The sequence below is a fragment of the Taibaiella helva genome (genome assembly GCF_003545695.1).
GTDB classification, from domain to species: domain Bacteria; phylum Bacteroidota; class Bacteroidia; order Chitinophagales; family Chitinophagaceae; genus Taibaiella; species Taibaiella helva.
Map to the genome: position 1 here is coordinate 57318 of NZ_QUZZ01000003.1, position 22844 is coordinate 80161.

Annotated in this window: 24 protein-coding genes; 12 read left to right on the forward strand and 12 right to left on the reverse strand. The window is 51.6% G+C overall.

The window, feature by feature from the left end:
• Positions 1 to 10: 10 nt before the first annotated feature.
• The 9 genes from gldF to DZC79_RS05650 form a co-directional block, all read right to left on the reverse strand.
• Positions 11 to 742 (reverse strand): gliding motility-associated ABC transporter permease subunit GldF, encoded by a 732-nt coding sequence (gene gldF / locus DZC79_RS05615; protein WP_118950577.1) that lies wholly within the window; start codon positions 740 to 742, stop codon positions 11 to 13.
• A gap of 294 nt (positions 743 to 1036) precedes the next feature.
• A complete protein-coding gene (locus DZC79_RS05620; protein WP_118950578.1) occupies positions 1037 to 1747 on the reverse strand; it encodes a hypothetical protein in 711 nt (236 codons plus the stop codon).
• A gap of 83 nt (positions 1748 to 1830) precedes the next feature.
• Positions 1831 to 2505, reverse strand: a complete 675-nt coding sequence (locus DZC79_RS05625) for a hypothetical protein (RefSeq protein WP_118950579.1) — start codon at positions 2503 to 2505, stop codon at positions 1831 to 1833.
• Positions 2506 to 2552: 47 nt separating this feature from the next.
• Entirely contained in the window at positions 2553 to 2942 is a 390-nt protein-coding gene (locus DZC79_RS05630) for an SET domain-containing protein (RefSeq protein WP_118950580.1), read from the reverse strand.
• A 1-nt stretch (position 2943) separates the two neighbouring features.
• Entirely contained in the window at positions 2944 to 3564 is a 621-nt protein-coding gene (locus DZC79_RS05635) for a hypothetical protein (RefSeq protein WP_157976948.1), read from the reverse strand.
• Between the two features lie 121 nt (positions 3565 to 3685).
• Complete coding sequence (gene ispG / locus DZC79_RS05640; protein WP_118950981.1) at positions 3686 to 5683, reverse strand: (E)-4-hydroxy-3-methylbut-2-enyl-diphosphate synthase; 1998 nt, start codon at positions 5681 to 5683, stop codon at positions 3686 to 3688.
• Positions 5684 to 5836: 153 nt separating this feature from the next.
• Positions 5837 to 6007 carry a class I lanthipeptide gene (locus tag DZC79_RS21120; RefSeq protein ID WP_157976949.1) on the reverse strand — a complete coding sequence of 57 codons (171 nt, stop codon included), beginning with the start codon at positions 6005 to 6007 and terminating at the stop codon, positions 5837 to 5839.
• Between the two features lie 169 nt (positions 6008 to 6176).
• A complete protein-coding gene (locus DZC79_RS05645) occupies positions 6177 to 6377 on the reverse strand; it encodes a hypothetical protein (RefSeq protein ID WP_118950582.1) in 201 nt (66 codons plus the stop codon).
• Positions 6378 to 6480: 103 nt separating this feature from the next.
• Positions 6481 to 7137 (reverse strand): outer membrane beta-barrel protein, encoded by a 657-nt coding sequence (locus tag DZC79_RS05650; protein WP_157976950.1) that lies wholly within the window; start codon positions 7135 to 7137, stop codon positions 6481 to 6483.
• 162 nt (positions 7138 to 7299) lie between these two features.
• On the opposite strand from DZC79_RS05650, the gene DZC79_RS05655 reads away from it, so the two are divergent.
• From DZC79_RS05655 to DZC79_RS05665, 3 genes are all read left to right on the forward strand, one after another.
• Positions 7300 to 7608: a hypothetical protein gene (locus DZC79_RS05655; RefSeq protein WP_118950584.1), complete on the forward strand. Its 309-nt coding sequence runs from the start codon at positions 7300 to 7302 to the stop codon at positions 7606 to 7608.
• Positions 7609 to 7611: 3 nt separating this feature from the next.
• Entirely contained in the window at positions 7612 to 8382 is a 771-nt protein-coding gene (locus tag DZC79_RS05660; RefSeq protein ID WP_118950585.1) for an MBL fold metallo-hydrolase, read from the forward strand.
• A gap of 78 nt (positions 8383 to 8460) precedes the next feature.
• Entirely contained in the window at positions 8461 to 9642 is a 1182-nt protein-coding gene (locus DZC79_RS05665; RefSeq protein WP_157976951.1) for a 3-deoxy-D-manno-octulosonic acid transferase, read from the forward strand.
• Here DZC79_RS05665 and DZC79_RS05670 read toward each other — a convergent pair.
• Complete coding sequence (locus tag DZC79_RS05670; RefSeq protein WP_157976952.1) at positions 9606 to 10538, reverse strand: hypothetical protein; 933 nt, start codon at positions 10536 to 10538, stop codon at positions 9606 to 9608. The genes DZC79_RS05665 and DZC79_RS05670 overlap by 37 nt on opposite strands.
• 349 nt (positions 10539 to 10887) lie before the next feature.
• On the opposite strand from DZC79_RS05670, the gene DZC79_RS05680 reads away from it, so the two are divergent.
• The 9 genes from DZC79_RS05680 (at position 10888) to DZC79_RS05720 (ending at position 19460) form a co-directional block, all read left to right on the forward strand.
• On the forward strand, positions 10888 to 11883 hold the full coding sequence (locus tag DZC79_RS05680) for a tetratricopeptide repeat protein (protein WP_118950589.1): 996 nt from the start codon (positions 10888 to 10890) through the stop codon (positions 11881 to 11883).
• 197 nt (positions 11884 to 12080) lie between these two features.
• Positions 12081 to 13154, forward strand: a complete 1074-nt coding sequence (trhO, locus tag DZC79_RS05685; protein WP_118950590.1) for an oxygen-dependent tRNA uridine(34) hydroxylase TrhO — start codon at positions 12081 to 12083, stop codon at positions 13152 to 13154.
• Positions 13147 to 13755: an HAD family hydrolase gene (locus DZC79_RS05690; protein WP_118950591.1), complete on the forward strand. Its 609-nt coding sequence runs from the start codon at positions 13147 to 13149 to the stop codon at positions 13753 to 13755. The genes trhO and DZC79_RS05690 overlap by 8 nt, the downstream gene beginning before the upstream one ends.
• A gap of 128 nt (positions 13756 to 13883) precedes the next feature.
• A complete protein-coding gene (locus DZC79_RS05695) occupies positions 13884 to 14138 on the forward strand; it encodes an autorepressor SdpR family transcription factor (protein ID WP_118950592.1) in 255 nt (84 codons plus the stop codon).
• Between the two features lie 4 nt (positions 14139 to 14142).
• Positions 14143 to 14643, forward strand: coding sequence for a hypothetical protein (locus tag DZC79_RS05700; RefSeq protein WP_118950593.1), 501 nt, complete (start codon positions 14143 to 14145; stop codon positions 14641 to 14643).
• A gap of 2 nt (positions 14644 to 14645) precedes the next feature.
• Entirely contained in the window at positions 14646 to 15308 is a 663-nt protein-coding gene (locus DZC79_RS05705; RefSeq protein ID WP_118950594.1) for an SdpI family protein, read from the forward strand.
• A 29-nt stretch (positions 15309 to 15337) separates the two neighbouring features.
• Positions 15338 to 16606, forward strand: a complete 1269-nt coding sequence (locus tag DZC79_RS05710) for an alpha/beta fold hydrolase (protein ID WP_118950595.1) — start codon at positions 15338 to 15340, stop codon at positions 16604 to 16606.
• Between the two features lie 54 nt (positions 16607 to 16660).
• Positions 16661 to 18379 carry a gliding motility-associated ABC transporter substrate-binding protein GldG gene (gene gldG, locus DZC79_RS05715; RefSeq protein WP_118950596.1) on the forward strand — a complete coding sequence of 573 codons (1719 nt, stop codon included), beginning with the start codon at positions 16661 to 16663 and terminating at the stop codon, positions 18377 to 18379.
• Positions 18380 to 18422: 43 nt separating this feature from the next.
• Positions 18423 to 19460 (forward strand): tryptophan 2,3-dioxygenase family protein, encoded by a 1038-nt coding sequence (locus DZC79_RS05720; protein WP_118950597.1) that lies wholly within the window; start codon positions 18423 to 18425, stop codon positions 19458 to 19460.
• Positions 19461 to 19639: 179 nt separating this feature from the next.
• Here the strand turns inward: DZC79_RS05720 and DZC79_RS05725 are convergent, their stop codons facing one another.
• Both DZC79_RS05725 and DZC79_RS05730 read right to left on the reverse strand, forming a co-directional pair.
• A complete protein-coding gene (locus tag DZC79_RS05725) occupies positions 19640 to 20467 on the reverse strand; it encodes a DUF4249 domain-containing protein (RefSeq protein WP_118950598.1) in 828 nt (275 codons plus the stop codon).
• 8 nt (positions 20468 to 20475) lie between these two features.
• Positions 20476 to 22800, reverse strand: a complete 2325-nt coding sequence (locus DZC79_RS05730) for a TonB-dependent receptor (protein ID WP_118950599.1) — start codon at positions 22798 to 22800, stop codon at positions 20476 to 20478.
• Positions 22801 to 22844 lie beyond the last annotated feature (44 nt).

Here is a 22844-nt window from a genome sequence, read left to right on the forward strand (position 1 = left end):
TTGAAACAGATCAGGCTTTTTTCCTGACAAGGGTAAAGCGGGTAAGGGCAATAAACAGGGCGACCAGGCTGCTGAAATAGATCACATCGCGGGTATCGATCACGCCGCGGCTCATGCTCTGGTAGTGCTCGTCCACGCCGAGGAGGCCGAGGTAGTAGTCGGCGCCACCGCTGAAAGCAGGTACGCGGCTGAGGGCTTCAAACCCTGAATACAGCAGGAAACAGAGAAACAGCGCCACCAGGAAGCTTACGATCTGGTTATCGGTAAGGGTAGAACCGAAGATGCCGATGGCGGTAAATGTAGCTACCAGGAAGAGCAGGCCGATATAGGATCCTAAAATGCCGCCGGCATCCAGCGCAGCATCGTCCATAGCGAGATAATGAATGCTGAACACGTAGATCAACGTGGGCAGCAGGGCAATGCATACCAGGGTAAAGGACGCGAGAAACTTACCAAAGATGATCTGCCCCGGCGTGACCGGTTTGGTTGATAACCATTCGATAGTACCGCCACGATACTCATCTGCAAAAGACCGCATCGTGATGGCCGGTATCAGGAACAGCAGGAGCCAGGGAGCAATGCTGAAAAATTGTTCCATCGATGCATAGCCATAATCGGGAATGCTGGTATCGGTCAGTACCCAAAGGAATACACCGCAGGCAGTAAGAAACACCAGCAGCACAACATAGCCTGCTATGGAGCTGAAAAAGGATCGGAGTTCTTTAAAGTAAATGCTTAACATTAAAAATAGGTTGCCGGGTCACAAATGTACTATCTTCTGCGGCGAATCCGGCGTAAAATGCCGGACAAAATAGGGAACAAAAGATAAGCTGTACGCCGCAAAGCGCTATGATGATGAAGAAATGGCGTGTAGCGAGCCGATAGAATGGGTTTGTGTTGCTGGTCTGATCATAGCTGCGTCGGTCACTCCGGCTGCTCCTGGTAGAGGTATAGCGTTTTCATCGCCGTGAAATTAGAAAAAACGGGCATCTGCATCGCTGCAAATACCCGTTGTTTTTATGCTGATGAGGGAAGGTTAAAAACGGTAGCCCAAGGTAAGGGAAAACTGGCCGGTAGCATCCAGGTCTTTGTTGTCGGTGCGTGTGTAGCTGCTGAATTCAACACGCTCCCTGTCCAGGTAGCGTACACCCAGGCCGAGCTCCAGGCCCAGATTGAAAGAAGGTCCCAGCTGGAAATTGACATAGTTGTTGACCAGCATGCCCAGGCGGAATCTGCGCACATCTACATTGGTGGTATAGCCGGTGCGGTAATCGTATTGATAGTCCTGGCCGCCGCCATAGCCCAGCATCAGGCTGGGGCCTACAGCGTAAGTCACCCTGCGCTGGCCAAAGGGATAAACCTTTAAGCCCGGTGTAAAATAGAAATACGTCTGGGTATTGGACATATAGCCGTTGCTGCCGGAAAAGAAATCGTCGTTGCTGTTGCTGATGAGAAAATGAGCCGGAAGGATGAGGCCGATCATCTGGTGCTTGTCCAGGATCTTTTCATAGCTCAACCCGAAACCCACGCCTACATCCATGATGGTCAGGGGCGCCAGCCGCAGGATATTGGTGCCATAGGCGATAGCAGGCCGTTCCGTGCGTTCGTCTCTCATCCTGCGTCTTTCTTCTCTTTCTTCCCTGGCCAACTCCTGCCGCTCCTTGCGAAAATCCCGTCTTTGCTGCGCCGTTACCGATGTGGTAGCCAGGAATGCAAGGAAAGCCACGGAACAAATCTTTTTCAACATAGTCTTTGTATATTTTATTTTATCAATGTGTAGATTCCCGTACCGCCCGGGCAGCGCCGGCAATAAGCGGAAAGTATAAATGGCTAAAACCGGTAGCCCAGGGTAAGGGAAAACTGGCCGGTGATGTCGAGGCCATAGTTGAACTCCCCGTTGCCGGCGTAGGCGGCGTAAGCATTAGACCCGCTATAGGTAACGCGGTCCATATAACGGATGCCCAGGCCACCCTCCAGGCCGAGGTTGAACGATTTGCTCACCTGGAAATTGACATAATTATTGATCAGGAAGCCGAGCCGCCAGCGGGTGGTTTTCACGCTGTAAAGATGTTCGCTGCCATCCGCCTCTACCTGGTATTGCCAGTCGTTGCCGCCGCCGTAGCCGAGCATCAGGTTAGGCCCTACCGCGTAGGTTACCTTATGCTGCCCCATCGGGTAGATCTTGATCCCGGGTGTAAAATAAACGTAGGTGTAGTACTTGGAGCCTTTGTAGGGAACGTCGAAGGTATAGTTGTTCTTTTTTTCGAGCAGCATATATACCGGCAATACGATCCCGATCATCTGAGCCTTACCCAGGATCTTTTCGTAGCCAATGCCGAAGCCGACACCTACATCCATAGCGGTCGTAGGGGCAATGCGGGCGATATTGGTCCTATATTGCTGATCGGGTAAGGGATCGGTAGCAGGCTGATCGCCGTTCTGGGCCAGAACGGGACCTGCATAAAGGCATAAGGCCAGGGCTACTGCTCCAAACTTCTTGAACATACAAATAATATAACTGAATAAATGATTTACTTATTGCATTGCCAGCGTTAAACGGTTTCGAACCAAACCGGTTTGGGGTCATCCCAGTCGCCGTTATAGTTAATGGTCAGCTCCTCTCCCTGTAAGACCCTGCGTACTGTTTTTACTTGAATGACCTGCTTTTCAAAGTCCATAAAGTACTCACAGTTAGCCCGATAGCTATGGTTGTACAAGGAAATGTAACCCCAGGCTACGCAGCATTGATCCTCGTTACTCCCCCATTCAAAAATATAATCATGGAGCGTTGTCTGATCCAGGTGTTGCCGTGCCGCAGCATCCATCACCAGTACAGACGAGATTTCAATCGTTTTCATTGGGGGAATATCCTCCCGCGTAAAAACACCGCGGCCCTTTCCGGGTGTTTCATCGACAAAAAGAAAATGGGCGATCTTCAGCATTTTAAAATTCAAATTCGGTGTTCAGGCCGGCATAGTGCCGGTTGGTTTTATGTAAACGGTCCACAGGTCCTATCAGTTCAAGCGGCGCATCACGCGCAATATGCGTGGGCGATGCGCTGAAGAGGGAGCGGTAAGAGGAGAATTCCCAATCTGCAATATCGCAACAAATTCCATGATGTACCGGATTGTAATGAATATAAGACACTAGGTTGATCAGGTAAGCCTGGCTGCTAACCTGCTTCCTTCTCATGTAATCTAGGAATAACGCGCCTTTCCGGTTAAACATCTTGTTGTAGGCCTGTGTATAGCCATTCAGCATACGGCTGAAGGGATTCATGACGATATGATGATGGCCCGGATGATCAGTATAGCCTGGTTTGTAGCCGGCCCAGAAGCGTTCGATCTCTGCTTTTTCCTTTACCCGGATCAGGAAATGAAAATGATTGGGCATCAGACAATAGGCGAAGCAATGGCAAACATCAGTAACGTAATCCCGGAAACGGTTGAGGAAGTAGCAATAATTATCCCGGCGCCGGAATAGATTTTCCATACCAACCGCATGATTGTAGATATGATAGAACCGGCCGGGCTGAAAAAGATCCGTAAAGGGAGGTCGTGCCATATCCTGGTGTTTAGCACCAAAATAAGTAATTCATTCTTAAGGTGTGCATATTTTATTATTTTCTCGCTTCTCCTTAACTCTTATAGGGTTTCAAACCTTATAAGAGTTAAGGAAGGGAAACCTACGGCTCTACCCAGGCATCGCTCTCTTTCAGGAGGTTGATCAGCTCGTCTACGGCTACTTCGCTGTCAACCCCTTTCTTCACCACCTCTTTACCTTTATACAGCGTGATCTTACCCACGCCACTGCCCACATAACCGAAATCGGCATCGGCCATTTCTCCCGGACCATTAACGATACAGCCCATGATCGCGATCTTCACGCCTTTCAGGTGATGCGTCCGGCTGCGGATCATGGCTGTGGTTTCCTGCAGGTCGAAAAGCGTACGACCGCAGGAAGGACAGCTGATGTATTCGGTTTTGGAAATACGGGTGCGGGTGGCCTGTAATATGGAAAATGCCGTTGTGTTCACAAACTGCTCGATGCTCGTATTGGTATTGTAGTTACGGCCCGACAGCGTCTCTTTATTGGAAAATGTCGTTTGAAAATGCGTGTAAGCCTTGCTATCCATACCCAGGCATACCCCGTTGCCCCGGCCGTCGAGCAGGAGGCCGCCGGCCTCGGTCGCATAGTGTATCAGGTGCTCATCGGCGGTGGACCAGCGGCTATCGACTATGATTACCGAAGGATTATGCACGCCTGTCTCGGCGAGGGTAGCATACATGCGGCGTACGCTTTGTAAAGCATTGGTATTGGTGGAGCTGAGGCAAAGGATCACCGTATTGTCGGCGCCCAGCTGTTGTAGCAGACCTGCATCCGGAAGCGTGTCTCCGTTATAGCAGTCCAGCATCACGAAGTTTTGCGTGATGCTCTTTTCCTGTGCTTTGCTGTATTCGTCAGCGCTCCATATAGGGAAATACTTGGTCTTGTCAGTTGCCTGTTCCCAAAAAGAAGGGTTGGTAATCACTTTCAGCATGCCGGGCAATGCAAAAGGCAATTCCGGTTTATTGGTAAAAATATAATCGGCAGCCATGTCGCTGATGGTCCATTTGTCGGTGATCTCATCATAAGTATAGCCAATGCTTTCCAGTGTTTGCGGGGTGATCTCCGGCAGCTTGCTCAGGTCTGCTATCACTACCGGTACCTGTCCTCCGCCGATATTGCCTATAGCAAAAGCCTTGCCGGCTGCAGGTATGCGTACGGGCGTCTCTGTTGTTTCCTCCGGTACCACCATTGCCAGGGGGTAACGTTTTACCAGGTCGCGGCAAACAGGGATTTCGGCTTCGGGCTCTTCCGTAAGGCTTACCCGTACGGTATCGCCGATCCCATCTTCGAGCAGAGTGCCCATACCCACAGCGCTTTTGACGCGGCCGTCTTCGCCGTCGCCGGCTTCAGTTACCCCGAGGTGCAGGGGGTAGCATTCGCCAAACTCCTGGAACATGGTCCTGGTCAGCAGGCGGTAGGCCTGTACCATCACCTGTGGATTACTGGCCTTCATGCTCAGCACGATATTGTGATAATCCTCGTCACGTGCAATGCGTAGAAATTCCATGGCGCTTTCCACCATGCCGATAGGCGTATCGCCGTAGCGGCTCATGATACGGTCGCTGAGTGAACCATGATTGGTACCGATCCGCATGGCTGTTCCATATTCTTTACAGATCTTTATCAGCGGCGTGAAACGTTCCCGTATACGGTCAATCTCCTCGCGGTATTCCGCATCGGTATAATCGATCTGTTCAAACTTCTTTTTGTCGACATAATTGCCCGGGTTGACCCGTACTTTTTCAATAATACGGGCAGCGATCTCCGCAGCATTGGGCGTGAAATGGATATCGGCCACCAGGGGTACATGGTAGCCACGACGGTTCAGCTCGTTCTTGATATGAAGCAGGTTTTCGGCCTCCTTCTTTGAGGGCGCGGTAATGCGCACCAGCTCGGCCCCGGCTTCGATACAGCGGATCGTTTGCGCTACGGTAGCCTCTGTATCCATGGTATCTGTGGTCGTCATGGTCTGCAGCCGTATCGGGTGGTAATTGCCGAGCAGCAGCCCTCCCACATTTACTTCCCTTGTCTTCAGTCGTTTATATTGCGTCAGCGATGCCGCGTAATCTTGCATTTCTTCCTTGTTTAAGCCTTCTCCAGCGAAAGGCATTGCAAAGTTAGGCAAATGCTTAAGAACCGCTATTAACTTGTTGCGATGGCATCATGCAGGACAAAAAAGAGCGGAAAAGCATAAGCTCTTCCGCCCGGAGAGAAGTCTATTGTTTTGTCAGCAGCTGCGATCGAAGCTGGCGCAGGTGTGGAAGGTCTGGGGGATGGTAGGGCAGCCCTGGTTAAAGGTAGTGAGCCCGCCCTTGATATGGCCGGCAGCATCAGTGCTTAGTCTGGCGATCGCCGTCTTCTGCAGCAATAGCTTTTGTTTTCCGTTTTTCTTTTTCATAAGCTGGTTATTAAAAATGAAAAAATGAGTTTGGTGATCTAAAGTTAACCCTTCCCGGCAGCCCTGATCCGATTCTTGCAAAGAGTTTAACAATCACGCAGACAAGCCAAAAGCAGAAGCTACCCGTCTGGCGGGTAGCTTCAATAACAATGGACAAGTTGATAGTGGGCTATTCTGTTGTGCAGTGCAGCGTTTCCGTAGTGGGACATACCATGCGTACCGAGGGGCAGATGTAAGTATGCTGTACCGTAGTGGTCGGCTGCACACAGCCGGCAAATGTAGCGCCGCCTTTAATGCTGGCGCTGTCCAGGGCCGCGATAGCCGTTTTTTTCAGCAATAGCCTTGGGGTGCTTTGTTGTTTCCTTTTCATCAGTTTGGTTTGTTTAGGAATGACTAATCCTTAAAATTAAACCCTTATATTCCTAAGAAAATGGAAAACAGCAAGCGCTTAACAAATGAGCGCCGGAAGAGGATCAGCGCATCGTCCTCCGGAACAGGTACATCAGCCGCAGGGAAACGACATTGTTGAACTGCTGGTCGCGGCCACCGAAGCGGCTGTTGTTATCTCTTATCGACAGCATAGAATACTGGAAGCGGGGACTGAGGAAAAAGCCGTTCCAGAGATGCAGGTTGCCGGTAAGCACGAAATTGAGGTCGAATTTCTTGAAAGGATAGCCGTTTTTCAATACCGGTGTACCATTGCCATAATCTATGGTCTCTTCGCTGGAAGCCAGGTAGCCGATGGAGAACCCCGCGCCGAAACCGCTTTTGCGGGTACCCCGGTACAGGTTGATCTGTATGGGCACTTCACCATATTGCAGCTTCATGTCCTGGCTAACCAGGCCGCCGATGTCGCCGCGGCCTTTAGAGCCTTTTTGGGTAAACAATACTTCCATGCTCAACGCAATGGTAGCATCTTTGATGGGCATTTCCATATCGCCGAAAGGCAGGAACAGCACGCCGCCGCCGCCATAGCCCATCTTATCATAGCCCTTGTAGCCATCGCCGTCTACCTGGGAGAAGTTGATCCCGCCGACCAGCCCGCCGGTAAGCACATGGAACTCGTCGTTGTACTCCTGCGCCCGCGCCCCGGAGACCCATAAAGAGAGCAGCCCCGTAAGGATTGTCACGATTTGCTTAACTTTAGCCGGCTTTAGCCGACCTTGCCCGGTCTGTCCGCGCCTGGGGAAGCACAACATCATAGTTTTACAGCTGAAAGAATTTTCTAAATCGGAATATCTGCGTAACCCGGTACCTTTGCCGGCAGAGTATCCAACTGAATAACGTTAAAAATGAGCTTCAAATATACACCAAACACGCTAAAAAAACTGGAACAGCTCTTTGAAGAGGCCCGTTACAGGGTCCGCTACGAAAAAGGGAACTTCAATTCCGGTTTTTGTGTTCTGGAAGATAAACGCATTGCCGTGATCAACCGCTTTCTCAATGTGGAAGGCCGGATCAACGCCTTGCTGGAGATATTGCCTACCATCGGGGTGAACGAAGAGGAGCTGAGCGGCGATATGCTGAAATGGTATAAGCAGCTTTTGGATAATCCCAACGGAGGGGGCAATCAATCCGTTCAAACCCAAATGGATCTATAGCACGTGGCAACAATAACCTTTCTCGGCACCGGCACTTCGCAAGGAGTACCCTTTATCGGTTGCAGCTGCCGGGTATGCACCTCGACCAATACCAAAGACAAACGGCTGCGTACGGCGCTCTGGGTACAAAGCGAAACGACCAGCGTAGTGATTGATACCGGTCCCGACTTCCGTTACCAGATGCTTCGTGCCAAAGTGCCCGCACTTAATAGTGTGGTATTTACCCATGGACACAAGGACCATGTCGCAGGGCTGGACGATGTACGGGCTTATAATTACTGGCAAAACAGCGCGATCGATCTTTATGCCGACGCCTTTACGGAAGAAGTATTGCGCCGGGAATTCCGTTATGCCTTCAGCGATGTTCAATACCCCGGCATCCCGGTCCTGAATATCATTCCCCTGGACGGACAGCCTTTCACCATTGGCGATATTCCCTTTCAGCCTATAAAAGTGATGCACTATAAGCTGCAGGTCTATGGTTATCGCATCGGCGACTTTACCTATATCACCGATGCCAATTATATTGCACCCGAAGAGATGGAAAAGATCAAAGGCAGCCGTATCCTGGTGCTGAATGCTTTGCGGCGTGAGCCGCATATCTCTCACTTCAGCCTGCCGGAAGCCATAGCATTAGCGAAAGAGATCGGTGCAGCGCAGACTTTCTTCACCCATGCCAGCCATCAGCTGGGATTGCATGAAGAGCTGGAAGGGGAGCTGCCAGAGGGGATGCATATGGCCTACGACGGATTGGTCGTAGATGCCCGTTACTGACCTTAAAACAATAATATTATTAACCTGCTGCTTTACGATACCGGTCTATTCCTGTACGGCCTTGTTCTTCGCCTGGCTGTGCCTTTTCATGCCAAGGCGCGGCTGTTCGTTACCGGCAGGAAGCAGCTTCTTGACAAAATAAAGCATCAGCTGGCCGGGGATCCGCGCCCGAAAGTATGGATACACTGCGCCTCTCTGGGCGAGTTTGAGCAGGGACGGCCGGTAATGGAAGCCTTCCGGCAGCAATATCCTTCGCTGAGCCTGGTGCTCACTTTCTTTTCCCCTTCAGGCTATGAAGTGAAAAAAAATGACAGCTGCGCCGACCACGTCTTTTATCTGCCGCTCGACAGCAGGCGTCACGCCCGGCTTTTCCTGGATATCGTGCAGCCTCGTTGCGCTTTGTTCGTGAAATATGAATTCTGGTACCATTACCTTGCAGCATTGCACAAAAGAGCGATCCCGGCAATCCTGTTCTCGGCCATTTTTCAGCCGCGTCATCCTTTTTTTAAATGGTATGGCGGGTTATATCGGAAAATGCTGACCTTTTACCGGCAGCTGTTTGTACAGGACGAAGCTTCGATGCGCCTGCTGGAAAAACTGCAGATCCGCAAGGTACAGATTGCCGGCGATACCCGCTTTGACAGGGCTGCCCGTGTGCTCGGACAAGACAAACGCTTTCCTTCCGTTGAACGATTCGGCGCGAACAGCCGGCTGATTGTTGCCGGCAGCACCTGGCAGGAAGATGCAGTGCTCCTGGCGGGTGTTTTACGTAATCTGCCACCACACTATAAGCTGCTGATTGCGCCGCACAATACGGGCGAGAGTGACATCAATAAGGTGAAGGAGCTATTCCCCGAGCATTGCCTCTGGACCGATGACGAGGAGCGCCTTGCTCAAAGCCGCGTTGCGATTGTGCATACAGTAGGCCAGCTGGCTTACCTGTATCGGTATGCCGATGTGGTATGGGTGGGCGGAGGCTTTACCCGCAGCGGCATCCACAATGCCATAGAGCCGGCAGTGTTCGGAAAGCCACTCTTCTGGGGACCTGTCTATGCACGTTACCGGGAAGCTGCAGAATTGATCGCCGCCGGCGCTGCCGCAAGCCTGGAGCGGCCGGAAGCCTTGCTGCAGGCCTTGTCTGACGAAGATGCCCTGCTGCGGATGGGTAACAGGGCATCGGCTTATGTGCAAAGCCAGTTGGGTGCAACGGAAAAGATCATGCGCTACATCTCTGAAAAGTGTCTTCTGATCACTGAATAGAAACTCTCTACGGTCGCATCTTCCTTATCCCATTTACGGGCCTGCGCCACCTTGGTCCTGATCCAGTCTTCTGCCTGTTGTGCATTAGAGAGCAGATTCAGCTGATCCAGCGTTTCTTCATAATTGCTTTTGTGGTTGCTAAACAGCTCGTTCAGAAACAGGTATTTGTCGTTAATACCGATGAGGCTGCGGATATCCCGAGGCGCCTTTTCGGTATGGAATAAATGGCCCTGGGGTTTGGTTGCTGCTGGTTTAGCAGCCTGCGCCGGTTCCGGCAGGGGTATCTCAGCCGGAGGCGGAGCCGGTTTTTCTTCTACTACGGGGTTAACTGCCGGTTCTTCTACAAGCAACTCTTCATTAACCTCGTTCCTGACATCGGGAGGGGATGGCGGCTCAAAGCTGATGCCTGAAGCTTCTTGCTGCAAAGCGTTCATCGGTTCTTTTTCAGGCGCTGTTTGTATTATGGGCGCTGTTTCTGCTTCCGGCGCGGGTTTCGGCGCAGGTTCATCGCGTACCATGGGCTGGTAGACCTTATCTTGTGGCTTATCTGCCGGTGGAGATTGGGTCGTCTGAGCGGCAGGCTCCGGTTCGGGCTGTGCTTCTGGTGCAGCAGATTCTTTTGTGGCTTCTAGCTGTGGTGCTGCGGCTGCAGGTGCTGTCGCCGGTTCAGCAGCAGGTTTGCCGGCTTGTGCTTCCTGTTTTGCTGTACCGGGTGTCTCAGAGGTTGTTACTTCCGTATTCACGTCAGCCTTTTCTGTTGTCGGAGGCGCTTCGCCAAAGGTTTTGCGCCATTCCAGGAGGTCGGCATACATCACCCGCGTATAGTCCAGCATAAGATCCACATCAATAGCTGACTTCTGATGCCTGGCGAAATATAGATCATGCAATCGTTGCATTACATTTTTTACCCTTTCCATTCTTTCAATTGATTTATCGTGCTAAGTTATTAATTAAGAAGAGGAAACGGAGCAAAAGGAAACGCTAAAATCCTTTCTCCGGCCGGTAAAACCAGCCCTGCTTTTCATCCCCTTTGCTTATAATACGCCATTTAAGGGACATAAGTTCATCAGTCACTATCTGCAGGATTTCAGAGACCAATGCCAACGCTCGGTTCAAGGGAAGTGCAGCATACATTGTTTTCTGTAAGCCCGACCCGCGCCTCATTGCCACGCCGCTATAAGGCGGAGTTGCCTTATTTTTGCTTTAGAAAGAAAAAATTTAACTCGCCCGAAGCGGCACTTGTTCATGACCCGATACGCTGTAATTGTTGCCTTCCTGATGGTACTGACCATTTCCTGTGGCCACCGCAATACGCCGATAGATCATCCTGCCTATCACACACCTACGACCCAGGCGCTTACCGATTCCATTGCCGCCGATCCGGGCCAGGCAGATTTTTATTTTCAACGTGCCGAAGCTCTGGCTGATATGGATAAGGATAGCCTGGCCCTGCAAGATGTAAGGCAGGCGCAGCAGCTAGATGCCCGGAACCCACGATACAATTTTACGATAGGGTACCTGCTGCTCAAAATGAATAAGCCCCGGGAAGCCGCTAAAGCCCTGCTGCGCAACCTGGAAGAGTCTCCGGGCAATGTCAATACACGTATCCTGCTGTGCCGGGCTTACCTGGCAGCGCACAACACAGGAGCAGCCCAGGAGCAGATCAATAAAGTGCTGGCCGCTGCGCCCGGCCATACCGGCGCCCTGACGATGCAGGCCAAAATCAAAGCTGAGCTTAAGGATACAGCAGCTGCAGTCGCCACATTGAAAGCAGTGCTTACTACGGAGCCGCGCAATTACGATGCTTCCTACCAGCTGGCCGATTGGTACAAGGCCTCAGGCAAGCAGGAGGCTGTTGCCCAGTATCAATATACTTTTATGCTCGATACGAATTATGCCGATCCTTTGTTTGAGATCGGTGATCTTTACGAGCAACGCGGAGACTGGCAGCAAGCAAAGAATGCTTATCGCCTCTGTCTCTCGAAAGATCGCGACTTCAGCGAAGCTTACCTGCACATAGGGCAAATATTGCTGAAGCAGGATTCGGCAGAGAAAGCCCTGCGGCAGTTTAACCTGGCAGTGATCACCAATCCTTCTTATGCTGAAGCCTATTGCCGGAAAGGAGCCGCCTGGGAGCAACTGCGGCAGCCAGACAGCGCAGGAGGGGCCTACCGGCAGGCGCTGATCTTTGATCCCGGGCTGAAAGATGCGGCTGAAGGTCTGAAACGCCTGAAAAAATAAATTACCATATATGTTGCTGTGCTACGTTTCTACCTGTAATCCGGTGATACTGCTATAACGCTACGACGTTTACAGCAATGCCCATGGACCTACGGGAGAAGCCAGTATATGCAGGCCCCTTCACGTCGTTTCTTTTTATTGTCGTAACTTTGCGGCGCATTTTTTACAAACCTCAAAAAAGAAAAGGAAGGTACACCATGCCAGTGTTACACAACCGCATTTCCAACGAGGAGCTGAAAGCCCGTATGCTGGCCGAAACGGAGCCGCGTATTACAGTTTCCTTCTACAAATATTTTTCCATCGCAGCACCCCAGGCGTTCCGGGATGAGCTTTACCGCCGATTTGAACCCCTGAAAGTATTTGGCCGTATCTACATTGCCCACGAAGGGATCAATGCACAGGCCAGCGTGCCCGAGAGCCATTTTGAAGCGTTTAAAACGGCTTTATTCACCTCGGCTGCCGAGCTCAATGATATCCGCCTCAATATTGCTGTTGAAGACGATGGTAAATCCTTTTGGGTATTGCGCATGAAAGTGCGCCAGCAGATCGTGGCCGACGGTATCGAGGATCCTACCTTCAACCCGGCACATGTAGGACAATACCTGAAAGCGGCTGAGGTGAACCGCATGATCGACGATCCTGATACGGTGTTTGTCGATATGCGTAATCACTACGAATACGAAGTCGGGCATTTTGACGGTGCCATAGAAGTGCCTTCCGATACCTTCCGTGAGCAGCTGCCTATGGCGCTTGATTTGCTGAAAGACAAGAAGGATAAAAACATTGTCATGTATTGCACAGGAGGTATCCGCTGTGAGAAAGCCAGCGCCTATATGCTGCATCATGGTTTTGAAAACGTATTTCATATCGAAGGTGGCATTATTGAATATGCCCGGAAAGCAAAGGAGCAGGAGCTGCCTATGAAGTTCATCGGTAAAAATTTTGTGTTCGATGAACGGATGGGCGAACGGATCACCGACGATGTGATCGCACATTGCCATCAATGCGGAAAGCCCTGCGACACACATACCAATTGCAAAAATGATGGCTGCCACCTGCTCTTTATACAATGCACCGAATGCGCGGCGCAATATGAAGGTTGCTGCAGCGAAGCCTGCGTAACAGAATACCGGCTGCCAGAAGAGGAACAGCGGTCTTTGCGTGCAGGCCGGGAAAACGGGATCAAGATCTTTAATAAATCCAAGGACCATCCTCTCAGGAAGCATCGGCAAGAATGGGAGCGGGAGCAAGAAAAGAAGAAAAATGACTGACGAGCATAAGCTGGATAAGCTCAACCTACTGACCAGGGGCGACTACCAAGCCTTTTTATACGATTGCGACGGCACGCTGGCCGACAATATGCAGGCGCATAAAGACAGCTATGTCAAAACAGCTGCTGAATTCGGATTTACACTGGACCCGGCGGTGATCGACGAGCTGGCCGGATGGCCGACTGTTGAAGTGGTGAGCGAGATCGGCCGGCGCTACAATGTCGCCCTCGATCCCGATGTTTTCGGTTCGAGAAAGGGGCGCATCTTCTTCGACGAATACATTGCCCATACACAGCCGGTATCTTATGTGGTTGATCACCTGAAGCAGCATGCCGGCCGCGTGAAGATCGGCGTTGTTTCGGGCGGCCGCCGGGCAACGGTGGAAAGGACCCTGAATATATTGGGTATCGCCGGGCTGATCGATACGATCGTTTGCGCAAGCGAAACACTTAAGGGCAAACCTTTTCCCGACCCTTTCCTGAAAGCTGCAGCGGCGCTGAATGTGGCGCCGGAGCACTGTATGGTGTTTGAAGATGGTGAGCCCGGTGTGCAGGCGGCTATCGCGGCAGGGATGTCCTATGTACGCATCGACAAGCTGTAAACTATAAGCATAAAGACTTTCAGGAGTCATCATCATGATTGCACTATTTGCCGGAGCACTTTTAAAGCGTTCCGGCTTTGTTTTTTGGAAAAATATTTAGACATTTGTCTAAATATCTAAATTAACAGGTGAATAGCCTCTTCAAAGCGCTGAACGATCCGATACGAAGGGATATTCTGAAACATCTCAGGGAAAAGGACCTTACTGCGGGTGAGATTGCCGGGCTGTTCGATATCTCCAGGCCCAGTATCTCCCATCACCTGGAAATCCTGCGCCATGCGGGATTGGTCAGTTCGGAGAAGCAGGGGCAATTTATCATGTACAGCATCAATACCACCGTTCTGGATGAAGTGCTGGAATGGATTATTTCTTTAAAAGGTTAAACCGATGAACCCGAATGTTCTTTTCCGTGAAAGACAGCGATTCCGCCAATGGTGGCTCTGGGCCATGCTGATCCTGATCAATGTCTTTGTGCTCATCGTGCTTTGGACACAGTGCGACAGCGATACGCCTTACTATGTGCCGGTGCTGGTAAGCCTGCCTTCATTGGCTTTGCTGCTGCTGTTTCTCATTGTCCGGTTGGATACGGAAATCAGGATAAACGGTATTTATGTTCGTCTATATCCCTTCCAGATCCGTTACCGCCACTATCCCTGGGAAAGCATCAGCCGGATCTTTATCCGGCAATACAGGCCCTTAAAAGAATACGGCGGTTGGGGTATCCGCGGCCCTGTCAGTAACCGGGCGTTGAATATCGCCGGCGACCAGGGGCTGCAGCTGGTGCTCGCTAAGGGCGGCAAGCTGCTGATCGGTACACAGCAACCCGATGAGCTCGCCGCTGTCATTGCTACGCTGCCGCCCGGATCTATTCAACCTTCTAATACCTGACTATGAAAAAAAATATCGCCAGGGAACTGTTCTACCTGTTGCTTGCCCTTGTTCCTTACACCTACCTGGCGCTGATCTACAGCAGCCTGCCTGATATCGTTCCGACCCATTTCAACGTCAAAGGTAAAGCGGATGACTGGAGCGCGAAGGGCAGCCTGTGGCTTATCCCGGCCGGATTGTCTCTTTTCTTCTACCTGCTGATGCTGCTGTTGCCGCTGATCGATCCCAAACAAAAGCTGCGTCGCAATACCGGTAAATTCGAACACATCCGCTTCATTCTTGTTTTATTCATGACAGGACTATCCTGTTTCTTATTGTATGTGATGAAAAACCAGAGCATGGAACACCTGGACAAATTCATGTTTGCCCTCCTGGGCCTGTTCTTTGCCGTACTCGGCAATTTCTTTCCTTCGCTTAAACCCAATTATTTTATCGGTATCCGTTCGCCCTGGGCGCTGGAAAATGAGCATGTATGGAAAAAGACGCATCAGTTCGGTGGACGGTTATGGGTATTTGGCGGTCTGTTGATCCTGTTGCTGGCTTTTGTTGCGCCGGCCTCGTTTCCCATAGACCGGGTCTTCCTGCCACTGGTGCTGGGAATGGCTATTATTCCCTTTATCTATTCCTATGTGGTATGGCGCCGGCTAAAAGCTGCTGCCAGCTGAGTCTTCTTCTTAAAACCGATCGATAAACTATGAAACAACTTTCCTATTTCCTGGCGGTAGCCTTATTCTTTTTTTCCTGCAAGACCCAGGCCCAGCCGACCAATGCCGAAGTGGCGGGACAATTCGTGAAAGCCCTGAGCCAGGAACGCTACGATGAAGCGGTAAAGCTATTTGACCCCTCAATGCCGACCGTAACCACGGAGGTGCTGGCCAGTGGCTGGAAGCAGATTACCGGTATGTTCGGCGATTATAAATCCTATTATATCCCGGAGGGCGTGGATCAGAATGCTGTTTCCATTACCATGGGTGTCAGCTTTGCCAACAGCACGCAAGGCTTTGCCTGTAATTTCAACGAGCAGCACCAGCTGCTGGGTTTTGTGCTGGCGCCTGCGCCGGCAGAACACCGGGAAAAAACAGAAGTGCCTTCTTCGCGCTTCAGGGATGAGCCGCAAACAATACCGGTTGCGGGCGGCATGCTGAAAGGTAATCTCATGCTGCCGGATCAAACGAGCGAACACCCGGCTGTGGCGCTTATCCTGGCAGGCAGCGGCGCTACCGACCGTAACGGGAATGGTGGTCCTACGCTGAATACCAACGCCTACAAAATGATATCCGAATCCCTTGCTGCAAGCGGGATTGCCTGCCTGCGCTTCGACAAGCGCCTCATTGGGGAGAGCACCGGCTTCGACCAGGATGAATCGAAGCTCAGCTTTGACAGCTATGTGCAGGATGCTGTGCAGCTGGTGCGTTATCTACGGCAGAAAGGTTACGAGAAGGTGTTTATCATCGGGCATAGCGAAGGCTCGCTGATCGGGATACTGGCGGCGGAGCGGACCAGGGTGGACGCTTTTGTTTCTCTTTGCGGCGCCGGTGAGAATATTGCCAACGTACTCCGGAGGCAGATCGCCAACCCTGAGGCCAATGCTATACTGGACGAACTGAGGCAGGGCAACCTCACCAATAATGTACCTTCCAGCCTGCAGATCGTTTTCCGCCCTTCAGTGCAGCCCTACCTTATCTCCTGGATGAAGTACGAGCCTCAGCAGGAGATCGCAAAGCTGAAGATACCAATGCTGATCGTAGGCGGCACCACCGATCTGCAGGTCCCGGTAGCCGATGCCGAAAGACTGAAGAAGGGAGCGCCCCAGGCCGAGCTGCTGGTGGTGGAAGGGATGAATCATGTGCTAAAGCTGGCGCCACCTGATGCCGCCGGTAATGGTGTAAGCTATACCCAGCCCAACCTGCCCCTTCATCCTGACCTGCAGGCCGCGCTTGTCCGCTTTCTGGCAGCGAAGTAAAAATTAGCATTTACCCTTACGTTTCAATATTTTTGCAGTCATTGAACCGTAAAAATGGCTGATACCTTACCGACAGTAAAGAATTCCCGTAAACAATCTGCCAGGAGGCTTATAGCGGTCATCGCAATACTTGTGGCCGCTAATATCGCCGCCTGGTTTTTTCATGCCCAGGCCGACCTTACCGGGGACAAGCGATATACGATTACCGATGCCACGCGCAATATGCTGAAGCACCTGGACCGGAAAATTGAGGTGCTGGTATTCCTGGATGGCGACGATATGCCGGCAGCCTTCCAGCAGCTGTCGAACAGCACCCGTGAAATGCTGCGGCACTTTCGCGATATCAGCGACAACAAGGTGACCTTCCGCGTGATCGATCCCCTCGGCAGCGACAGCACTGCGATCAACGTGCTGAAGCAATACCGCATGCAGGGCATACCGGTCAATATCAGCTCGGGAAAAAAGGGCATGACGCAGAAAATGATCTTTCCCTGGGCGCTGGCGACCACGCCCGGCGACAGCGGACGGATCATCGGCTATCCCGTATTCCTGCAGGAAGTCAATTCGATGATCTTTAATAAAAAGATCCTTTTGAAATCGGAAATGCTCCTGGAATACAACCTGGCTAACGGTATTCACCAGCTGACCCGGAAAGAACGGCCGGCTGTCGCTTATCTTATGGGCAACGGCGAACAATTCGATCCTCATATCGGAACGGCGCTGGCAACCCTGCAGCAGTTTTACCAGGTAGATACGTTCAATCTGGGAGGAGAAGCAGCTATTCCCACCCGTTATAAGACCATACTGATCAACAGGCCTACAATACCTTTCAATGATCAGGATAAATTCAAGATCGACCAGTATGTGATGAACGGCGGCAACGTATTCTGGAGCATCAACATGGTAACCGGGACGGTGGATAGCTTGCAGAACGGGCATTTCAACGCTATGCCCCTGGACCTGAACCTCGCCGACCTGCTGTTCCATTATGGTGTCCGGATCAATGCCAATATGATCGAGGATGCGGTGAGCTATGCTTATATCCCGGTACAATCCGGTCCCGATGCTGAAGCGACCATGTTGCCCTGGATCTATTTTCCGGTACTGAATGCGGGCAGCGAGCATCCTGTGGTGAAGCACCTGAACGGTGTGCTGGGTCGCTTTGTTTCCAGCATTGATACCAATACCAATGATCCTGCTATCCGGAAAACGCCTTTGCTGACCTCCGGCAAATACGCCAGGACCGAAGCTGCGCCCTTGCCCGTTATCCTGCAATCAGCGATAGAGCCGCCTAACCCTGCAGCCTTTCCCAAAGCCAACCTCATGGCGGCTGTATTGCTCGAAGGCAGCTTCAGCTCGGCTTATGCAGAAAGACGGCCGATACCCGTGGCCAACCTGATCGATTCCCTGAAGCTTACGGTGAAGACGAAAGCTGTGCGGGCCGGTAAAATGATCGTGACAGGCGATGCCGACATGCTGGCCAATGAATATTCGGACGCAAACGGACCTGCCGATATGGGTGTTTACCGCTTCGATCCCGCTATCAAGTATGATAATAAAAGCTTCCTGCTGAATGGGATGGAGTATATGAATGACGATGACAACCTGCTGGCAGCGCGGTCCAAGAGCTTCGACACGCGCATCCTGGACCCCAAGCTTGTAGCCCGGGAGAGAGGAAAATGGCAGTTCATCAATATCGGCATACCGCTTGCCGCCATTCTTATTTTCGGCGCCGTCTTCTCTTTTGTACGGAAGAAAAAATACGCCCAGTAAATAGAAACAAAGCAGCGCCCGGCGCTGCATATTATTATTCGATATGGAAAAAAAACAAAGACCGCCTGTTTATTACAGTGAATATCTGCAGCTCGACAAAATACTGAATGCGCAGCAGCCCGAAAGCGCGAAGGAAGGCATCAGGGCCGATGATGAAATGCTGTTTGTTATCATCCACCAGACCTATGAGCTCTGGTTCAAGCAGGTGCTGCATGAGCTGGATATCGTGCGTAATGTTTTTCGCCAGCCCAATGTGCCGGACAATTCGCCCGATATTTATAATTCCGTACACCGGCTAAAACGTATCTGCAGTATCCTGCAGGTGCTGGTAGACCAGATCAGCGTGATCGAGACCATGACGCCGCTGGACTTTCTCGACTTCAGGGACCTGCTACGCCCCGCTTCAGGCTTCCAGAGCATCCAGTTCAAAATGATCGAAGCGGCGCTGGGCCTGAGCTACGAGCAACGGTTCGGACAGGAATATTACCTCTCGCAATTGAATGAGAAAGATATCGACAGGGTAAAGCAGGCCGAAGCGGAGGAGTCGCTGCTGGTGCTGCTGAACCGCTGGCTGGAGCGTATGCCTTTCAGCAGGGAAACGGCCTACTGGGAGCAGCAGGGCGGAACGCATCCTTTCTGGGCTGCTTACCGTAAGATCTACGCCGGGGGCCTTTCTCCCATGGAACAACAAAACCTGGAAACTTTCGACCGCATCTTTATGAATGAAGCGGAATATCCTGCCGACCGTCGGCTTAGCAGCCTGGCCAGTCGTAGCGCTTTCTTCATTATGCTGTACCGCGATTACCCTTTGCTGCAGCTGCCTTATGAGCTGTTGAGCACCTTGCTTGAGATCGATGAGCTGCTGTCGTTGTGGCGTCATCGCCATATCCATATGGTGCAGCGCACGATAGGCAAGCGCGTAGGTACCGGCGGCAGCACTGGCGCCGGTTATCTTAAAGCCGCTGCCGACAGTCATGCCATCTTCAAAGAGATTGCTGAGCTGACCTCCTTCCTGTTGCCACGGCACGAACTGCCGGAGCTGCCGCAGCAGCTGAAAACCGAGCTGGGTTACAACCGCTGATAAAATGCTTTAAGAAATACAAGCAATGGCCGCGATCATTTCGCGGCCATTGCTGTTGATGCAGGACCGGGCGATTCCGCCATGTTGTATTGATTTCTTTGTCATGCCCACGCGGAAAAAATAACCGCGTCACAGACGTGACGCGGCATTTCTATAACAAACAAACAAAAACAAATTCATTAAGGCGCCGTAACGGTCTGGCGCTGCACCACCTGCGCGCTGAAGTAGCCGAGGACACCGCCCGACAGGTTGCTTACAGGATTAGAAGGCGCGGCGGAAGAAGAGGAGCCGCTGGCGCTTTGATCCAGGCTGAACCAGTATTTGTACACTGCAGCATCGATGCCCTGCATCTCGATGGTAACGACATCGCCGGGCTTGATCTTTTTCTTGTCGTCATCGGGCAAGAAGTAAAGCGTGGAGTTAAACTGCTTGCCATCGCTCAGATCATCGTCCAGCAGGAAGTTCACATTGGATTTCACACCATTGATGAACTGCACCACGCGGTAGTAATTTTTGATGCCACCGGGATCGACGAACATGACATTGGCAAAGATCTCGTCTTCATCAAAGAACTTCTGCTTTTTGATATAAACGCTGTCCAGGTGCACCGGCTCCGGCATGGTGGAGCTGCCTTTGATGGTTTGTCCCTCCACGCTTATCGTCAGCTCATAGGTTTTTCCCGGCATTCCTTTCAATGTCGCGTGCTTATATACACCGGCCTGGGATTCCGTAAGCTGGGTTACGGCGCCGTTCTCGTCCCTTATGCTTACGGCAGCACCGGCAAGGCCGTTAAAGCTGTTGTCTTCCTCAAACTTTTTGGTCTTGGACAGCTTCACCATACAACCGCCTTCCTGGTCGGTCAATACAGCGTCGACGACGATCTTTTTATCAGCCTCGTTCAGCTTTACGTCGATTACTTTTTCGCAGGAGCTCAGGCCGGTCAGCAGGAGCAGTCCGGCGGCAACAATGCCCAGGCGGTTGATATGTTTTATTTTACAGGAGAGCATGAGCGGGATCAGAATTTAAAGTTATAGGAAATAGAAGGGATGAATTTGAACAGGGCCACCTTAACGGCCTCAGTCTTGCTGGCATCATCCTTGTTGTCACGGAAGTAGATAGTGTAAGCGTTTTCGCGGCCGTAGGCATTGTACAGGCTGAAGGCCAGCTCATGGCTCCATTTTTTGGTTTCCTTCAGCTTGCAGGTGGCGCCTAAGTCGAGCCTGTGGTAGTCAGGCATGCGGTAAGCATTACGTTGCGTATAGTAGTATACGGTCTGGCCGTCTACCTGGTATTTGCCGGCAGGGAAGGTGATGGCATCGCCTGTGTAGTACACCCAGTTAGCGCTCAGGGTCCATTTCTTGTTCAGCTGGTAGGTAGCCACCAGCGCGATATCATGGGTCCTGTCCTGGCGGGCGTTATACCATTCGCCGTTGTTGATGCCGTCGATCTGGCGTTCTGTTTTGGACAAGGTATAGCTCAGCCAGCCGGAGAGGCGGCCTACTTTTTTCTTCAGCAATACTTCAAGACCGTAAGATCTGCCTTTGCCGAACAGCAGCTCGGATTCGATGGCATTGTTGGATGAGTACACATTGGCGCCATCGCGATAATCCACCTGGTTCTGCATGGTCTTGTAATAGGCTTCAACGGTCAGCTCATATTTGTTATCCGCCAGGTTGCGGTAGTAGCCCAGCGATACCTGGTCGGAGATCTCGGGCTTGATGATATTGGTGCTCGCCAGCCATTTGTCGGTAGGGCTTGCAGCAGTGGAGTTGGAGATCAGGTGCAGGTTCTGCGCATTGCGCACATAAGAAGCCTTAACCGATGAGTTCTTGTTGAACTGCCAGCTGGCGGCGATGCGGGGTTCCAGGTTCATGTAAGTTTTCACCACCTGCCCGCTGTTATAGTGCGTAGTATCAGCCACGGTGCCATCGGGCGCAAGGTCGTAGAAGTCTCCTTTGCCGAGGATGGTGAAGGCCGACAGGCGCAGGCCGTAAGTGATGTTCAGGTTGTCCAGCGCTTTCCAGTTGTTGGTCACATAGGCAGCATTCTCCCAGGAGTAGCGTTTCTGCAGCGCTGTGGAGCTTATCGTGCTTTCGTCGCCGGAGGTTACCTCGCCGGGACGGATGGTGTGGTAAATGCTGTTGATACCGATGCGCAGCGTATTGCGGTCGCCGGCATACCATTGCAGCTCTTCCTTGAAGTTGAAGTCCTGGATCTGTGAGAAGATCCGGAAATCGTAAGCGCCGGTCTTGATCGATATCTTATAGTTATAATTGCTGAAGACAAAAGAGGTATTGGAGAACAGCTTGCTGCTGAAGATGTGGTTCCACCTTAAGGTCGCTGTTGCATTGCCCCAGTCCATGCCGAAACCCTGGCCGTCGCCCAGGCTGGCGCCCAGCTTATCTTTTCCGAAATAGCCGGACAGGTACAGCCTGTCTTTTTCACCCAGTATATAATTTACTTTGGCATTCAGGTCGTAGAAGTAAAGAGAGTTGTCTTTGTACTTATCCGAAAGTTTGAGAAACATATCGGCATAAGTACGGCGGCCGGTAATGAGGAAAGAAGATTTATCTTTCTGTATAGGACCCTCTACGTTCAGCTTGGCAGAGATAAGGCCTACACCGCCGCTCACATTAAAGTCCTGGTTGTTACCATCGTTCATTTTGATATCGAGCACTGAAGACAAACGGCCGCCATACTGTGCAGGCATTCCCCCTTTATATACGGTAATGTCTTTTACCGCATCGGAGTTGAAGGTAGAAAAGAAGCCCAGCAGGTGTGAAGCGTTGTATACCGGCGCTTCGTCGAGCAGGATCAGGTTCTGATCGGCTGCGCCGCCGCGTACAAACATCCCGCTGTTGCCGTCGCCGGCCGATTTGATACCGGGCAGCAGCTGTATGGCTTTCAGCACATCCCTTTCGCCGAACAGCACGGGGATGTTGGAGATTTCTTTCATAGTGAGCTTTTCGACGCTGGTCTGTGCGCTGCTGAGGCTGCGGCCACCGGTGCTCTCGGTAATGGTCACCTCTTTGAGATCGTGGCTTTCATCATCAAGTGTAAGGTTCATTGTGGTATCGCGATGAAGCGCCACATCGAAGTACTGGGGCTGCATGCCTACCGAGGTGATCTCGATGGTGTGCTCGCCTTCAGGAAGCGTCAGCGAATAAAATCCGTACTCGTTGCTGAGGGTACCGGCTACGGAATCTACCTTTATGGATGCTCCGATCACCGTTTCGCCGTTGGATTTGGATTTGACTACACCGCCTACGGTAACTTTCTTTTGTGCTGATGCCATGAAAGCGCTGCAGGTAAGGAGCAGAATGAAACAATAGTTTTTCATGAGAAAATTTAAAAATCAGGAATACGATTTGCGTTCTGAAATGT

What these genes read in the sequence shown, in the direction of transcription:
- gldF (WP_118950577.1), bottom strand. Translation starts at nt 742, where the DNA reads ATGTTAAGCATTTACTTTAAAGAACTCCGATCCTTTTTCAGCTCCATA.
- DZC79_RS05620 (WP_118950578.1), bottom strand. Translation starts at nt 1,747, where the DNA reads ATGTTGAAAAAGATTTGTTCCGTGGCTTTCCTTGCATTCCTGGCTACC.
- DZC79_RS05625 (WP_118950579.1), bottom strand. Translation starts at nt 2,505, where the DNA reads ATGTTCAAGAAGTTTGGAGCAGTAGCCCTGGCCTTATGCCTTTATGCA.
- DZC79_RS05630 (WP_118950580.1), bottom strand. Translation starts at nt 2,942, where the DNA reads ATGCTGAAGATCGCCCATTTTCTTTTTGTCGATGAAACACCCGGAAAG.
- DZC79_RS05635 (WP_157976948.1), bottom strand. Translation starts at nt 3,564, where the DNA reads ATGGCACGACCTCCCTTTACGGATCTTTTTCAGCCCGGCCGGTTCTAT.
- ispG (WP_118950981.1), bottom strand. Translation starts at nt 5,683, where the DNA reads ATGCAAGATTACGCGGCATCGCTGACGCAATATAAACGACTGAAGACA.
- DZC79_RS21120 (WP_157976949.1), bottom strand. Translation starts at nt 6,007, where the DNA reads ATGAAAAAGAAAAACGGAAAACAAAAGCTATTGCTGCAGAAGACGGCG.
- DZC79_RS05645 (WP_118950582.1), bottom strand. Translation starts at nt 6,377, where the DNA reads ATGAAAAGGAAACAACAAAGCACCCCAAGGCTATTGCTGAAAAAAACG.
- DZC79_RS05655 (WP_118950584.1), top strand. Translation starts at nt 7,300, where the DNA reads ATGAGCTTCAAATATACACCAAACACGCTAAAAAAACTGGAACAGCTC.
- DZC79_RS05670 (WP_157976952.1), bottom strand. Translation starts at nt 10,538, where the DNA reads ATGCAACGATTGCATGATCTATATTTCGCCAGGCATCAGAAGTCAGCT.
- DZC79_RS05680 (WP_118950589.1), top strand. Translation starts at nt 10,888, where the DNA reads ATGACCCGATACGCTGTAATTGTTGCCTTCCTGATGGTACTGACCATT.
- trhO (WP_118950590.1), top strand. Translation starts at nt 12,081, where the DNA reads ATGCCAGTGTTACACAACCGCATTTCCAACGAGGAGCTGAAAGCCCGT.
- DZC79_RS05690 (WP_118950591.1), top strand. Translation starts at nt 13,147, where the DNA reads ATGACTGACGAGCATAAGCTGGATAAGCTCAACCTACTGACCAGGGGC.
- DZC79_RS05700 (WP_118950593.1), top strand. Translation starts at nt 14,143, where the DNA reads ATGAACCCGAATGTTCTTTTCCGTGAAAGACAGCGATTCCGCCAATGG.
- DZC79_RS05705 (WP_118950594.1), top strand. Translation starts at nt 14,646, where the DNA reads ATGAAAAAAAATATCGCCAGGGAACTGTTCTACCTGTTGCTTGCCCTT.
- DZC79_RS05710 (WP_118950595.1), top strand. Translation starts at nt 15,338, where the DNA reads ATGAAACAACTTTCCTATTTCCTGGCGGTAGCCTTATTCTTTTTTTCC.
- gldG (WP_118950596.1), top strand. Translation starts at nt 16,661, where the DNA reads ATGGCTGATACCTTACCGACAGTAAAGAATTCCCGTAAACAATCTGCC.
- DZC79_RS05720 (WP_118950597.1), top strand. Translation starts at nt 18,423, where the DNA reads ATGGAAAAAAAACAAAGACCGCCTGTTTATTACAGTGAATATCTGCAG.
- DZC79_RS05725 (WP_118950598.1), bottom strand. Translation starts at nt 20,467, where the DNA reads ATGCTCTCCTGTAAAATAAAACATATCAACCGCCTGGGCATTGTTGCC.
- DZC79_RS05730 (WP_118950599.1), bottom strand. Translation starts at nt 22,800, where the DNA reads ATGAAAAACTATTGTTTCATTCTGCTCCTTACCTGCAGCGCTTTCATG.